Annotated in this window: 17 protein-coding genes and 1 tRNA gene; 6 read left to right on the plus strand and 12 right to left on the minus strand. The window is 59.1% G+C overall.

Translation table 11 applies throughout. From position 1 onward, the window contains the following. Positions 1-3: 3 nt before the first annotated feature. From ACOQOY_RS05885 to rlmB, 4 genes are all read right to left on the minus strand, one after another. On the minus strand, positions 4-474 hold the full coding sequence (locus tag ACOQOY_RS05885; protein ID WP_420584537.1) for a CoA-binding protein: 471 nt from the start codon (positions 472-474) through the stop codon (positions 4-6). 201 nt (positions 475-675) lie between these two features. Continuing rightward, the gene (locus ACOQOY_RS05890; protein ID WP_420584538.1) at positions 676-1,125 is read right to left on the minus strand and encodes a YHS domain-containing (seleno)protein; all 450 of its coding nucleotides are present in this window, start codon (positions 1,123-1,125) and stop codon (positions 676-678) included. A gap of 104 nt (positions 1,126-1,229) precedes the next feature. Further along, positions 1,230-1,544 carry a hypothetical protein gene (locus ACOQOY_RS05895; protein WP_420587216.1) on the minus strand — a complete coding sequence of 105 codons (315 nt, stop codon included), beginning with the start codon at positions 1,542-1,544 and terminating at the stop codon, positions 1,230-1,232. Continuing rightward, positions 1,525-2,298 (minus strand): 23S rRNA (guanosine(2251)-2'-O)-methyltransferase RlmB, encoded by a 774-nt coding sequence (gene rlmB, locus ACOQOY_RS05900; protein WP_420584539.1) that lies wholly within the window; start codon positions 2,296-2,298, stop codon positions 1,525-1,527. The genes ACOQOY_RS05895 and rlmB overlap by 20 nt, the downstream gene beginning before the upstream one ends. A 116-nt stretch (positions 2,299-2,414) precedes the next feature. Here rlmB and ACOQOY_RS05905 point away from each other — a divergent pair. After that, positions 2,415-2,498 (plus strand) — tRNA-Tyr (locus ACOQOY_RS05905). A 52-nt stretch (positions 2,499-2,550) separates the two neighbouring features. Here the strand turns inward: ACOQOY_RS05905 and ACOQOY_RS05910 are convergent. From ACOQOY_RS05910 to ACOQOY_RS05925, 4 genes are all read right to left on the minus strand, one after another. Continuing rightward, entirely contained in the window at positions 2,551-3,669 is a 1,119-nt protein-coding gene (locus tag ACOQOY_RS05910; protein WP_420584540.1) for an alanine racemase, read from the minus strand. Further along, on the minus strand, positions 3,666-4,913 hold the full coding sequence (locus ACOQOY_RS05915) for a D-arabinono-1,4-lactone oxidase (protein ID WP_420584541.1): 1,248 nt from the start codon (positions 4,911-4,913) through the stop codon (positions 3,666-3,668). The genes ACOQOY_RS05910 and ACOQOY_RS05915 overlap by 4 nt, the downstream gene beginning before the upstream one ends. Positions 4,914-5,000: 87 nt before the next feature. Continuing rightward, positions 5,001-5,522, minus strand: coding sequence for a DUF2478 domain-containing protein (locus ACOQOY_RS05920; protein WP_420584542.1), 522 nt, complete (start codon positions 5,520-5,522; stop codon positions 5,001-5,003). Positions 5,523-5,593: 71 nt separating this feature from the next. Continuing rightward, positions 5,594-6,259, minus strand: coding sequence for an NnrU family protein (locus ACOQOY_RS05925; RefSeq protein ID WP_420584543.1), 666 nt, complete (start codon positions 6,257-6,259; stop codon positions 5,594-5,596). Between the two features lie 135 nt (positions 6,260-6,394). Here ACOQOY_RS05925 and ACOQOY_RS05930 point away from each other — a divergent pair, with 135 nt between their 5' ends. Together ACOQOY_RS05930 and ACOQOY_RS05935 are read left to right on the plus strand one after the other, a co-directional pair. Next, entirely contained in the window at positions 6,395-7,057 is a 663-nt protein-coding gene (locus ACOQOY_RS05930; protein ID WP_420584544.1) for a DNA-3-methyladenine glycosylase I, read from the plus strand. A 41-nt stretch (positions 7,058-7,098) separates the two neighbouring features. Further along, positions 7,099-7,785 carry a hypothetical protein gene (locus ACOQOY_RS05935; protein ID WP_420584545.1) on the plus strand — a complete coding sequence of 229 codons (687 nt, stop codon included), beginning with the start codon at positions 7,099-7,101 and terminating at the stop codon, positions 7,783-7,785. Positions 7,786-7,788: 3 nt separating this feature from the next. On the opposite strand, the gene ACOQOY_RS05940 is transcribed toward ACOQOY_RS05935, so the two are convergent. Continuing rightward, positions 7,789-8,193 (minus strand): c-type cytochrome, encoded by a 405-nt coding sequence (locus ACOQOY_RS05940; RefSeq protein ID WP_420584546.1) that lies wholly within the window; start codon positions 8,191-8,193, stop codon positions 7,789-7,791. Between the two features lie 92 nt (positions 8,194-8,285). On the opposite strand from ACOQOY_RS05940, the gene ACOQOY_RS05945 reads away from it, so the two are divergent. Next, complete coding sequence (locus ACOQOY_RS05945) at positions 8,286-8,723, plus strand: DMT family transporter (RefSeq protein ID WP_420584547.1); 438 nt, start codon at positions 8,286-8,288, stop codon at positions 8,721-8,723. Here ACOQOY_RS05945 and ACOQOY_RS05950 read toward each other — a convergent pair. Both ACOQOY_RS05950 and ACOQOY_RS05955 read right to left on the minus strand, forming a co-directional pair. Then, on the minus strand, positions 8,707-9,393 hold the full coding sequence (locus ACOQOY_RS05950) for an ABC transporter ATP-binding protein (RefSeq protein ID WP_420584548.1): 687 nt from the start codon (positions 9,391-9,393) through the stop codon (positions 8,707-8,709). The genes ACOQOY_RS05945 and ACOQOY_RS05950 overlap by 17 nt on opposite strands. Then, positions 9,386-10,681 (minus strand): lipoprotein-releasing ABC transporter permease subunit, encoded by a 1,296-nt coding sequence (locus ACOQOY_RS05955; protein WP_420584549.1) that lies wholly within the window; start codon positions 10,679-10,681, stop codon positions 9,386-9,388. The genes ACOQOY_RS05950 and ACOQOY_RS05955 overlap by 8 nt, the downstream gene beginning before the upstream one ends. Positions 10,682-11,051: 370 nt before the next feature. Between ACOQOY_RS05955 and ACOQOY_RS05960 the strand changes: the two genes are divergently transcribed. Continuing rightward, positions 11,052-11,411 carry a hypothetical protein gene (locus tag ACOQOY_RS05960; RefSeq protein ID WP_420584550.1) on the plus strand — a complete coding sequence of 120 codons (360 nt, stop codon included), beginning with the start codon at positions 11,052-11,054 and terminating at the stop codon, positions 11,409-11,411. A 62-nt stretch (positions 11,412-11,473) separates the two neighbouring features. Here ACOQOY_RS05960 and proS read toward each other — a convergent pair whose 3' ends face one another. Beyond that, positions 11,474-12,814 carry a proline--tRNA ligase gene (gene proS / locus ACOQOY_RS05965; protein WP_420584551.1) on the minus strand — a complete coding sequence of 447 codons (1,341 nt, stop codon included), beginning with the start codon at positions 12,812-12,814 and terminating at the stop codon, positions 11,474-11,476. Between the two features lie 158 nt (positions 12,815-12,972). Between proS and ACOQOY_RS05970 the strand changes: the two genes are divergently transcribed. Further along, positions 12,973-14,046 carry an AI-2E family transporter gene (locus ACOQOY_RS05970; protein WP_420584552.1) on the plus strand — a complete coding sequence of 358 codons (1,074 nt, stop codon included), beginning with the start codon at positions 12,973-12,975 and terminating at the stop codon, positions 14,044-14,046. Position 14,047 lies beyond the last annotated feature (1 nt).

Genomic DNA, 14,047 nt, shown 5'->3' on the forward strand with positions numbered 1-14,047 from the left:
ACGTCAGAGCTTGGACGAAATCACGCCGGTGGCAAACCCGCCCATGCGCAGCTCACCGAACAACCTTTGATACTCGATCTTGGGACAGCGGTTCATCACCACGTCCACTCCGCGCGCTTGCGCCTTTTCGGCGGCATCCGGGTTTTCGACCCCGATCTGCATCCAGATTGTCCTCAGGTTCGGGAATGCGGCCAGAGCGTCGTCCACAATGGGCGGCACGGCTTCGGACCGGCGGAAGATATCGACCATGTCCACCGGCTCGGGAATTTCGGACAGGGACGCCCGGACCGTCTGGCCAAACAACTGCGCCCCGGCATGCCCCGGATTCACAGGTATGACCGTATACCCCTTGAGCGACAGATACCGCGCGACGTAATAGCTGGGCCGGACCGGGTTCATCGAAACCCCGACCACAGCAACCACCTTGGTGCGTTGAAGAATCTCTTTCAGATATGCGTCGGAATACTCAGCCATGCGCGCAGCCTAGTCCGTGCCCGCCAAAGAAAAAAGCGCCCAGGTCGAACCTGAGCGCCAGTTGTTGGAACGAGGGACAGTGAAATGACCCGCGGCAGTTCCGTTCCGCGGTCACTGTGACATTTAGGCATAAGTTGAGAGAAAAAAAGAGGGGCTGCGCATTTTTGTGATGACATGTCATCAAAAGCGGAAAACCGCCTATCACTCGTACAGGATAGCCGGCCAATGCGCCTCGGCCAAGCGGATATAGCCCGCAGTATTTTGGCGCCACATCCGTTCAACCGCGGGGGAATGGGTCAAATACAGGCGGCCATTCACCATTTTCCATGCGGTGGGATCAGTGCTGACCAAGGCACCTTGTGCCATCGCATAGGCGCAATACCCGCCGAATTGCGGCGCATAAGCGCGCGGATCACGCTCAAAGGCATCGCGATTCTCGGCCGAAGCGAAATGCCATTCGGCCCCTTTCCACACGACAGAAAATTCAGGCCGCCCCTGAATCGGCGCGTTTTGGGTGAAATAGGACACCGCATCATACCCTGCCATAGCTGCACCGCCCGTTTTGTAGAAAACGGGCTGGCTTTGCGCCTGAGCGGCAGGAGCAAACAAAGCAGCGGTCATTGCACCAAGCAGAAAACGTCGTGTCAGCATCGTGGATTTCGGGTCAGAAACATCAAGCTCTCAAGATGCAACTTTTGAGGCCAAGTGGAACCCCGCTTAACGCGCTTGTGATCGCCAGTGTTGCTTTTCAAACGTTAGTCAAAGATGTCTTCGATAACGTCCCACGCCTCGTCCATCACGCGTGAGAACATGCTCTTTTTCTTTTTTTGCTTCTTTTTCTTATGCGAATTGCTGTGTTTGAAGGACTCGCGTTTAACGGAATCGTTGGCCAGTTTGCGCTTGGGCACCATCTTGAGGTCATGCAGCGGCGCACCGCAGCTGGAACAGCTCAACTCATGCCGTTTCGTGCCTTTCAGAACCAATGCTGCGCGGGTTCCGCAATAGCAGCAGGTGGCGATTTTGGACGGGCTGGAAATGGGGAACTCCTGTCTATCTGTGCCTAGATGCATATAGGGCAATTGCGGCAGCATTTGAGACATTGAGTGACCCAAATCCGCCCGCTGCGTCGATTTTCACCAGCTGATCAACGGTTTCCTTGGTTTTTTGCCGCAATCCCGGCCCTTCGGCCCCCAGCACCAGCGCCACCGGCTGATCCAGCCTGCCGCCCAGAGAGGTTTCGATTGTTTGCTCAGCCTCGCCATCCAGACCCAGCACAAGGAACCCCATGCCCTGCAATTCCACGATCGCGTCGGCCAGATTGCGCACCCGCAGATAAGGCTGCCGTTCCAGCGCGCCGCTGGCAGTTTTGGCCAGCGCCCCGGTTTCAGGCGCCGAATGGTGACGCGTGCCGATAACGGCACTGGCTCCCAACACCTCAGCCGAGCGGAGAATCGCCCCGACATTGTGCGGGTCGGTCACACGGTCCAGCAGAATCACCCGGGGGTGTTCGCGACCGATGCAGTTCTCGGCCAACCCGCCCCAGTCCAGCGGTTTGACCTCAAGCGCGGCCCCCTGATGGACAGAACCCGGATCAATCGGTGCGGTAAATTTGCGCGGATCGACCATTTCGGCCTCAATCCTTGCAAATTCAATCGCTTCAGCCAACTTGTCCTGCGCATTTCGGGTCACGATCAGGCGCAATTTCTGCCGGTTTGGGTTCATCAACGCGTCGCGAACCGCGTGCAGACCAAACAGCCAGACGGTTTCCGCGGCGGCCGCTTTGCGCGCCTGTTCCTTTTCAACGACCCACTTGGGTTTCTTCATTTCTTGGGCCTCCGGGCCGGGAATTCGGTTTCATGCGTCAAAGCGGAATTTTCCTGTTGACGCTCCTTTAAGGCGCTAGTAATCACGCCTCCACGTCAGGTGCAACGCCTGACAGTGGGCGACAGGCCGCAAGGTGTGGCAGGGGACTGTAACTCCCTCGCGGAGACGCACGCCTGGTTCGATTCCAGGGTCGCCCACCATCTTCTTCAGATGGTGACTTTTCCTCAGACAGTGACAACGCGCAACGGGCCGTCAATTCGGCAAGCATTTCCATTCGTCGACAACCTGAGCGTCCCGCATCGCCAGTATGGTGCCGAACTGATTCAGCACAGCCTCGCTTTGGGTTGGGCGCAACAAGGCGATAGTTCCAGGTGCGACATCGGACTGGTGGGGACCGGTCCAGACCTCTTGATTGCTGGAGCGACCAAAGATCGAAGAATAACCGAACCCTTCGGGATAGACGGGCTTCGCCAGAAAGTGACCGCCGAACACGGCAAGGCCAGTCTTGTTGCGCGGCAGAAAATCCAGCCCCGGCAGAGGGTTATCGGGCATCGTTTTCAGAACCGGCGTGGCGATGAACGCCGCGGGCAGAAAGGCCTGTGTTGTGCGGTGGTCGAAATCGCTGGGCTTGACCAGAACCGAGCCAAAGGCGACCTCGGTTGCTGCTTCCCCCGCCAAATAGGATTGAAATGTCAGGCTGCCGCCGGTGTTCAGGCACAGCTTTGACCCGCTCTTGGGCAATCCGGCGATGGCTGTTCTGAACGCGTCTGCACTGGCCCGGGTCGCGCGTGTGGCAAGGAAGCCCGGCAACTTGGCAAGATGCGCCTCATATCCCATCACCCCGGCGAGACGCGCATTCGGATTGGCCGCGATGCTTCGGGCGATCTCTGCGACCTGTTCTGGGCGGAAACCACCGCGATGCAGGCCAATGTCGATCTCAAGCGACAGCCGAAGCGCGGATTGCTTGCTAGCCGCCAAATCCAGATAGGACTGCAATCGCTCGGGCGTGTCGATCAGCCATTGCACCCGCGCAGCAGCGTCAGGACAGGTGGTCAGGACGCGGTCCGCCGCAGCGACGGGCAGCGGCTTACCGATCAGATGATCGGTCTTTGGCTCGGCCTGCAAAAGCGCCGTCAGCATCGGTTCAGAAAAGCTCATCAGACCCGAGGTCGGAATCCGCTCGCGGATATAATCCAGCAGCGGCAGGCAGGGCAGAGACTTGGCGACGAGGCGGCGTTCCAGCTTTGCGTCCGAACTCTCTTTGGCCCGTGCGCAATTGGCATCCAGCCGGTCCAGATCGACAACCACTGTTGGGTGATCCACGCCATAGGCCCGCAATGTCCCGGACAGCGTTTCCAGATAGGAGGTCATGGCCGGAACAACCGGGCCAAGGATGGTGTCAGGAACTTGTCGTCGGGATCAAGCTGCTCGCGCAGGGCGCAGAACCGGTCAAAATCCGGATACAGCGACGACAGATCGTTGTAGCTGAGACTGTGCATCTTACCCCAATGTGGCCGACCGCCAGCCTCGACAAAAAGCGGCTCCAGCGCGTTGAAATACCTGCTGTGATCCTCTTCCGCGTCCGTGTGGATGGCAATCGAAATCCGCGGCCCGCCCTGAAACGGAGACAGACAGGCCGTGTCCCCTGCGGTCTGGCGCACCTCGATGGGGAAATAGATATCCTTGTGGTCTCGGTGCAGGCGGGTGATGACCTCTTGCAGCACATCCCCTGCCACATCGGGCGGCAGGTGGTATTCCATTTCCTTGAACCGGATGTGCCGGTCGCTGCACAACACACGCCAACTTTCTCCGACATAATCCTCATCAGACTGCGCGAGTGTCAGCAGCTTCAGCAGGGCGCTGCGCAGCCCGCCGCTGAACCTGCCCGTGTTCCGCGCCAACTTCAGGACCTTGACGGCGATCATATCCAGATCGCGCGGGGCCTTGCCCTCGGGGTCGTCTGAAAGCGTATGGCGAAGCTCGACCGCTTTACCGGTGAAGGGGATATAGAAAAACTCGAAATTCCGGTTTGCAGTCCAGTTCTGGTGCATATGCTCAAGACTTTCCTCAAGCGGGGCCAACCGAACCTGACGACGCAGGTTGTATTTAGGAACGACCGAGATTTGAGCCTCGGTCAGGATGCCCAGCATTCCCAGCGTGACCTGAGCCATCTCAAGCGGGATGTCGTCGGTGGTTACGATATCCCCATTCGCGCTGACCATCCGGGCCGCCGTGATCTCAGCCGCAAGACAGGGCAGCTCGCGCCCGGTGCCATGGGTCGCGGTTGAAACCGCGCCCGCCAGTGATTGCGTGTTGATGTCACCCAGATTTCGAAACGCAAAACCCTGATCCGCCAGCGCCGGTGACAGCTCCTTTAAACGTGCATTGGCGTTGACCCAAATGCGATCCCCGTCCCCTTGTTGGACCGCTGGCAGGGACAGGTCAGACAGATCCAGTATTCGATCCGCGCCCGAGACAATGGGGGTAAAGGAATGGCCTGCCCCAACAATGCGCAGGCTTTCAGGACGAGCCACGGCCTGCTGCAATTCGGCTATGCTGGCCGGTCGCGAAATCGGTGTATCCGCGCTTTGGTTTTTGGCCCAGTTTGTCCACATGCCCGATCTCCTCCTTGCCAGAGGATTGCAGCACAGCAGAGGCGAAACAAGTCAGGATTACAGCAACTTACCTAACGGCATCCCGCCTCAGGCCGCTGCAACGCGTTGCGCGTTCACGCGTTGGAACCAGTCAGTGACCGCCTCGACGCTCGGCTCGACTTGCTCAGCCGCGCCGCCGGTGAAGTCCTGAAATTTGTCCATGTTCAAACCGTTCACGCCAACCAGAACGGGAATATCCAATGCCAAAGCTTCAGCAATGACCGGGCGGAATCCGCGCCCGTCGGCTTCGTGCTTGCCGAATTTGTTGATGATCAGCAATTGCGGCCCACCCTCAAGTGAGCTTGTGACGTACCCTACAGCCTGCTCCAGCGCCGCCGGGTCCAAACGGCAGCCGCGCGCGTGCTCACCCAACGATTGCGAGATGCGGATAGTGTCTCCGTCGGGCAGAACGCGCACATCCATGTCGCATTTGCTGCTGTCGGTGCATTCGGTGTTGGTCTGCACCACTCCGGCCAGATGCGCGCCAGAGGCCAGAAGCTGCTCGGCAACTGCGCTCAGCAGCCGGTCGGTCGCGCCGCGGTCGGTTGTTGTGACATAGGCCAGATACATTCAGGGACCCTCGTTTTTCAGAATTGACATGTCAGATAGCACGCATAGGGCTGTCCGGCCACTATTGTGCCTTAAGGCAGGGGTGAAAGGCCGATCACAGATGCGTGCAGGTGAAGCAAAACCGCGAAAGCGGCCAATGACGCCAGCGCAACCCAAAGGCCCGGCCAAGGCCGAGGGGAGCGAAGTGAAAACCGCGATGTGTTTCGCGACAGACGCACCCACTCCGACCCCATTTCACGGGCCTTGCGCCGGTCGATCACGACCATGCCCAGCGCCGCGAAGCCTGCGAACAGGCCAAAAAGGATCACATGGGACAGGCTGCCATTTGAGAGCAGGTGCGAAATCGCCCACAGCATCAGAGCGGCCAGAAGCGGATGACGGGTGGTCCGCAGAACACCGGGGTGATCCGGATCAAACGAGCGATGCCCCAGCCCGCCGAATGAGAACGGGTTTTGCGCCGACATCCCCGCCACAGCCAGCCAGCACACCACAGGCATGATCAGCAGAGGTACCCACCGCAACGCGGGCAGCGGCGGGATAACCTCGACATAAGGTGCGCGCGCAGCGGCCAAAATTAACCAGCCCAGCACCAGCAGGGACAGAACGGAATAGGTCGCAAAATAGCCACGACGCCCCAGCAGTTCGATCAGCCGCCCTCGCACTTCCGGTCGGGCCGGGATGGCATGGGTCAGCAGAAAAGTCATCAGCGCGGCAAGGAACAAGGTCCAACCCAGCATTGCATTCTCCGTCACGTGTTGCCTCGGTTTAACCGTGGACCGCAGGCTGGTCTTTGTCTGAAATCAAGTAGGCCGCCCGTATTTGGCGTCTTGCAACCCGCTCCTGAACGCGCGACCCTGAAGGCGGAGGAACCGATGCACCATTTCGACGACATCTTCACCATGGCAGCCAATCGCCACGGCGGGCCGGATGCGCTTGCGGCCAAGCTAACCAAGCCCAAAAGCGTGGCGGAACTTGCCGCCCTGCCTGAGGATCGCTGGCTGTCGATGATCACCAAATGCGTCTTTCAGGCTGGGTTCAATTGGAAAGTCATCGAAAACAAGTGGGACGGGTTCGAGACCGCCTTTAATGGCTTTGACGTCGGGCGCTGCGCGTTCATGGATGATGAGAAGTTCGACGCCCTGCTTCAGGATACCCGCATCGTGCGCAACGGCACCAAGATCGCAACCGTACGCGACAATGCCGCCTTTCTGCTGGAACTGCGGCAGGAGGGCGGAGTTGGTCAGGTGCTGGGCGGCTGGCCGTCAACCGACTATGTGGGATTGTTGGCGATGCTGGGCAAACGTGGCTCGCGGCTGGGTGGTGCTTCGGCCCAATATGCCATGCGCTTTGTCGGGCGCGACAGTTTCATCCTGTCGCAGGACGTCACCGCGCGACTGATCGCCGAGGGCGTGGTCGACAAGGCTCCGACCTCGAAAAAAGCGATGGCAGCGGTGCAGGACGCCTTTAACACGTGGATGGATCAATCCGGGCGGTCGCTGACGGAAATCAGCCGAGTTCTGGCGATGAGCCTGTGAAAACCGGTTGCAGACCGGGTGGTTCACATTAGGCTCGGCTCATGACCTTTCGCATCATGATGATGGCTCTGCTGTTGCTTGGATCCTGTGGCCGCCCGCTGACGGATCACGAGCGCGCGTTTGCCAGCGCGGTCCAAGGTGACACGCTGGATCTGGATCGCGTGCGTCTGGTCGAGGGCGCACCTGTCGTGCCGATCACCTATTATCGAAAAGCGCGCCCGCGTCTGGCCTGTCGTGAGCGTATTCTGCCCCCGCCGGAAGAAGGCGTCGTGACCGGGAAACCCGCCGCAGTGGCCCTTTTCAATAAGGTCTATTTCAATCGCGACTGGTATCTCGAGGACTATATGTCCGAATTCCCCGAGCAGATGAACCTGATCGCCGCAATGCTGCTGGCGCATGAACTGACCCATGTCTGGCAATGGCAGAATCGCGAAACCACTGGGTATCACCCGTTGCGCGCCGCGGCCGAGCATGGTGGCAAGAATGATCCGTATCTGTTCGATCTGGGAACATCGCCCGACTTTCTGGAATACGGCTTTGAACAACAAGGCGCCATCGTCGAGGAATATATTTGCTGCCGGTCTCTGGACCCGAAGGCCCCGCGCACTCAGCGTCTGCACGACATGCTGGGCGCTCATTTCGATCTGGCATCGCTGCCGGACCAGCCGCGCGACAGTGCAATTGTGATCCCGTGGAGTGGTGCCAAGGTCGAGGGTATTTGCCGATAGGCTCTACTTCGCCTGCAACGTCTCAAGATACGCGACCAGATCAACAATCGGCTGGCTGGTCAGGATCGGCTGCCCCTCGGGTGTTTTCATCGACGTGTCCTGCCCGTCGAAATACGGCCCATAGACCGGCATAGGGCTACCGTGGCTGACCAGCGGGTCGCGCCCATCTATCCGCGCTACAACGCGGGCAGTCGGGAAAACGCCATTCTCATCGGCCAGTTTCGTCAGATCGACTGGCTGAATGACCAGCACCCCCGCCATAGGGCCATGCCCGGTTGCGTCTATTCCGTGGCACGTGGCGCAATAGTGTTGATACAGTTCAGCGCCGGTCTCTACATCCTGCGCTGCGGCTTGCGAGGCGGCAACGAACACCCCGATTGAAACTACGCCAAGAAGCGGTCTGATCATCGCATCCTCCTGTCACGATTGACATTTGCAGGCTTGCCCGACGCGCTGCTTGGCGCAATGATCCAGATCAACGAAGCGGGAGGATACGGGCAATGACACAATACGCAGCCATAATGCTGGCAGCTGGGATTGGCGTGCCGATCCTTGCCGCCCTGAACGCAGCCCTTGGTCGTCTGATCGGATCACCGACCACCGCCGCCGTCGTCCTGTTCGCCATCGCATTCGGCGCTTCTGCGCTGGTGATGGTTCTTTTCCCCGGAATGGGCGCGCTGTCCAAAGTTGCACAGGCCCCCAAGCACCTGTTGCTGGCGGGTGTGTTGATCGCATTCTACGTGCTGTCGATTACTCATGTCGCGCCGCATTTCGGCGTCGGCAACGCGGTGTTCTTCGTGCTTTTGGGGCAATTGATCAGCACAGCGGCCATCGACCATTTCGGCCTGTTCGGCGCTCAGGTCACTCCGCTGACATGGGTGCGGGCTGGCGGAATTGCGGTGATGGCCGCAGGTGTCGCCATCACTCAACTGGCTTGAGCACCCCGCCCTCTAGCCGAAGCTTTCGGTCCATCCTGGCCGCCAGGTCCATGTTATGCGTGGCGATCAGCGCCGAAAGCCCCTCGTCCCGCACCAGCGCCATCAGCGCGTCGAACACCTGATCCGAAGTCTCGGGGTCCAGATTACCCGTAGGCTCATCCGCCAGCAGCACCCGAGGTTTGTTGGCCAGCGCGCGGCAAAAGGCGACACGCTGCTGCTCGCCCCCTGATAAGGCCGCCGGTCGATGATCGGCACGCGCCGCAACGCCGACGCGATCCAGCAAAGACATCGCCCGTGCCTGCGCGGCTTTCTCAGAAACACCATTGGCCAGTTGCGGCAGGGTGATGTTTTCCAGCGCGGTGAATTCCGGCAACAGGTGATGAAACTGGTAGACAAACCCCACATCCTGCCGCCGTAGTGCGGTACGTGTCCGGTCGCCCCTGCCCTTCACGGTTTGCCCTGCGATCTCAACTGACCCACCATCGGGCGTGTCCAGAAGCCCGGCAATATGCAGCAGGGTCGATTTGCCTGCCCCAGAGGGCGCAACCAGCGCCACAGCCTCGCCTGCGCGCAGTTCCAGATCGGCACCGCGCAAAACCTGAACCTCGCCCGGCGTGCCTTTCAGATAGGTCTTGGTCAGACCGCTCAGCCGCATGGTTACATCATTCATAGCGCAGCGCCTCAACCGGGTTCAGCCGCGCCGCGCGGCGGGCCGGGAAATAGGTGACAAAGAAAGACAAGCCCAGCGACAGGCCGATCGCCTTAAGCACATCAGACAAGTGCAGCTCGGCTGGCAGCGCATAGATACCGCGAATGGACGGGTCCCAGACACCGCCACCCATGACGAAGTTCACGAAAGAAAAGATCGGGTCAATGTAGATTGCAAACAGGCAGCCCAGAATGACACCCATAGCGGTGCCGATGATGCCCGTGAATGCGCCACAAATGAAGAATACCCGCAAGACCGAGCCTTCGCTCAGACCGATCGTTCGCAGAATACCGATATCACGCCCCTTGTTCTTCACCAGCATGATCAGACCCGAGACGATGTTCATCGCGGCAATCAGAACGAGGATCGACAGGATGATGAACATCACGTTGTCTTCAACCTCCAACGCGCGCAAGAACCCTCCAGAAGCATCCTGCCACGTCCAGATCTGACTGCGCTCGCCCGCAGCTTCGAGGATGGGAATTAGAATTGGTGTCAGTTCTTCGGGGCGATCGACCATGATTTCGATCTCATCCGCCACGCCTTCGCGGTTAAAGAAACTCTGTGCCTGCTCAAACGGCATATAGACACGCGTCCGGTCAATGTCATATCGCCCGGCCGAAAACACATAGATCACCCGGTACGCATTCACGCGGGGCGAGGTGCCAAAGGCCGTCTTCACCCCGTTGGGCGAGGTCAGCTTGACTGTATCCCCCACCGTCGCACCGATACTGCGGGCGACGCCTGAGCCGATGGCGATCACGTCCTCGCCATTCTGGAACTGAGTCAGGTCACCCACCGCCTGTTCGCTTTCCGCAACGCCCGGCAGGTCCAGCAAATCGTCGGGTTGGATGCCGAACACCTCGACCCCGCTGCTGCTTTCGCGATTGGTGATTAGCACCTGCCCTTTCACCAAAGGCGCGGCGCGCTGAACGCCGGGCACCTGTGCGATACGGTCGGAGACGGCGTCGTAATCCTCGATACTGCGGTCCAGCCGTCCCTGCGCATCGAAATTGCCCGCCGAGTAAACCGTGACATGCGCATTGGCCCCCAGAATGGTGCCGACGAATTCCGACCGGAATCCGGACCGCACGGCCAGCGTTGCGATCAAGGCAAATACGGCCAGCGTGATCCCGATCAGCGAGATCCACGTCATCACGCTTACACCGCCCTCGGCCTTGCGCGCACGCAGGTATCGCCAGGCGATCTTCCATTCAAATGGGGCAAAGGGCGGGGGGGTCTTGGCCATGCCTGCTCCGACTTTTTGGTTTGGCGCGACCCTTTCGGCATTTTGCCTGATGGTCAAGCCGGTTCTCTACCGTTCAGCACCCCTGCGCCAATCGGGCCTTGGAACCCGGAAGAAAACGAATCGGCGCGGGACAGAGCCATTCGGATTAAAGGCGATCCGAAACAAGAGCCGATACACCCTTAGTTGTGAAGCCATTCACAGACACGGCCCGATTGTTTCAGCTATGAAGTTAATGTGAGAAGTAAATGTTGTACTGATCTCAAAATGCAACATTTCAAGCGCAATAATATTTCGTGTTTTGCCTTATTTTGAAAACTTTGTCACCCTATCAAGTAGGGGGATTTAACCAGTGTAAGAGCGAGGGTCGCTCATGAGTATTCGACTTAATGGAAATAGAGCGGGCGCAATTTCGGCCCGAACAGCATCAACAGAACTGGATTGTGAAACGGCCGCGTTGTTACGCGCCGCAATCCGCCCGGCCTTTTCCAGCGCCGCAAGCTGGAGCAGCCTGACAGAAATCCTGAAAGACAAAGGATACCGCCTGGCCTTTAGGCAAGGACGGCTGTGCGTCACGGATCGTGACACGGGTGATCGGGTTTGCGGATTGCGGTTTTTGGGGTTCGAGTTCAGGGAGCTTGTCCGCCGTCTCGGTCGGCCCATCGTCGTCGCGCGCGGCAACGGGGCAGATGGTGATCTGCTGATCACGCGACCGACCGAAGGCAGCGCATAACGCAGCCCCCGGTTCTGGTTTGACTGGCGCCGAGGAAACAGACCGGCGGCCATTCAGTTTCGTCAGGCGATGTTCTGATAGATTTCCGCAATCTTGGTTACGGCGGCCTCGGGGCTAAGCTCTTCGCTTTCGCCTGTGCGGCGGCAGGTCAGTTCGACCACACCGTTTTTCAGGCCACGCGGGCCAACCGTAATGCGCCACGGCAGACCGATCAGGTCCATGGTGGCAAATTTGCCCCCTGCCCGTTCATTGCGATCATCATACAGCGGCTCAAGACCCAAAGCGGTCAAAGCACCATAGAGCTTTTCGCACGCGGCGTCCGCCTCATCATCACCCTGCTTCAGATTTACGATTCCGCAATGGAACGGAGTCACGCCTTCGGGCCAGATGATGCCCTTGTCGTCGTGACTTGCTTCGATGATCGCGCCGATCAGGCGGCTGACGCCGATACCATGGCTGCCCATATGGACAGGGACCGGTTTGCCATCGGGGCCTTGCACGGTCGCGCCCATTGCATCCGAGTACTTGGTGCCGAAATAGAAGATCTGACCAACCTCGATGCCCCGCGCCACGCGACGGCGGTCCTCGGGCACCTGATTGAACAGCGCCTCATCATGGGTTTCGTCCGTACGAGCGTATTTCGAGGTGAACTCTTCCAGAATCGCCTGACATTGTTCGCGATTGTCATAGTCGATCTGACGATCACCAAAGGTCAGGTCGGTGACGGCGCTGTCATAGAACACCTCGGATTCGCCGGTATCGGCCAGCACCAGGAATTCATGGGTGTCGTCGCCGCCAATCGGGCCGGAATCGGCGCGCATCGGGATAGCTTGCAGTCCCATCCGCTCATATGTGCGCAGATAGCTGACCAGATGGCGATTGTAAGCGTGCAGCGCGTCTTCTTTGGTCAGGTCGAAGTTATAGCCGTCCTTCATATAGAACTCACGCCCCCGCATCACGCCGAAACGAGGGCGGATTTCATCGCGGAACTTCCATTGAATCTGATAGAGCGTCAGCGGCAGGTCTTTGTAGCTGCTGACATGGCCGCGGAAGATATCCGTCACCAGTTCCTCGGCGGTCGGCGTATACAGCATGTCACGCCCGTGACGGTCCTGCATCCGCAGCATTTCCTGGCCGTAGTCGTCGTAGCGGCCGGATTCACGCCACAAGTCAGCCGATTGCAGGATCGGCATCTGGATCGCCATGTGACCTGCGCGGGCCTGCTCTTCATGTACAATGTTTTCCAGCTTGCGTAGGACTTTGAAGCCCATCGGCAACCAGGAGTAAATCCCGGCAGCGGCCTGCTTGATCATCCCGGCGCGCAGCATCAGCCGGTGGCTGACGATCTGAGCCTCGGACGGGTTTTCCTTGAGAACGGGCAGAAAGTAACGGCTGAGGCGCATTTTTAACCTTCAAAGGTGAATTTGGACATTAAACGGTGATTATGCCAAAGCCCCGCCGGGGGCAATCGGACATTGGAGATTTTGCGGCCTCAAGCGCTTGCATCGCAGGGCCGCATACGCCAAGAACACCGACAAGGGCCGCAAACAAGGGGACAGCCATGGCTTTGCCGGTGAAGGATCAACTCAGGTACTGGGGGGTTGCCGCAGCGGTTTTTTCGCTGCTGCTCTGGGCACTTGGCGATGTTTTGTTGCCCTTTGTGATCGGCGGAGCGATTGCCTATTTCCTTGATCCCATTGCCGACCGGCTGGAAAATCTGGGACTGTCGCGGATGGCGGCAACCGGGATCATTACGATCGTCGGTGTGCTTGGGTTCATTCTGGCAATTCTGATGGTCGTACCGGCCCTGGTCACGCAGCTGATTGATCTGGTCGAAGTGCTACCCAGCCTGTTCAAAGAGCTGCGCGGCTTCATCGAAAAACAGTTTCCATCCCTGCTGGATCGCGAATCTAGTTCGCATCAGGCGCTGGTGTCACTGGGTGAAACGCTGCAATCCAAGACCGGAGATGTCCTGCAATCCGTCGTGGCCTCGCTGGGTTCGGCCATCAATGTGGTGGTCTTGCTGGTCATCGTCCCCGTCGTCGCCGTTTACCTGCTGCTGGACTGGGACCGCATGATCGCCCGGATCGGAGAGCTTTTGCCCCGCGACCACGCCCCGACGATTAAACGTCTGGCGGGCGAGATTGACGACGTTCTGGCGTCGTTCGTACGCGGCATGGGGACTGTGTGCCTGATCCTCGGCACCTATTACGCCGTTGCTTTGATGATCGTTGGCCTGCAATTCGGTCTGATTGTGGGGTTCATTGCTGGTCTGGTAACATTCATTCCTTACTTGGGTGCGCTGATCGGCGGCACGTTGGCCATTGGGCTCGCCCTGTTCCAATTCTGGGGGGATTGGGTGCAAATCGGGTTGGTCGCTGGCATCTTTGCGCTGGGACAAGTGACCGAGGGCAACTTTCTGACCCCCAAACTGGTTGGCAGTTCGGTGGGGCTGCATCCGGTTTGGCTGCTGCTGGCCCTGTCGGTCTTCGGCGCGCTGTTCGGATTTGTGGGCATGCTGGTCGCGGTGCCTGTTGCCGCCGCACTGGGTGTTGTGGCCCGGTTCCTGACCTCGATCTATCTCGACAGCCGCTTGTATACCGGCCTCGAAGGGCTTCAGCAGGAAGACGAATAAC

Origin of the sequence: Ruegeria sp., assembly GCF_965221235.1 — a bacterium.
Lineage (GTDB): Bacteria > Pseudomonadota > Alphaproteobacteria > Rhodobacterales > Rhodobacteraceae > Ruegeria.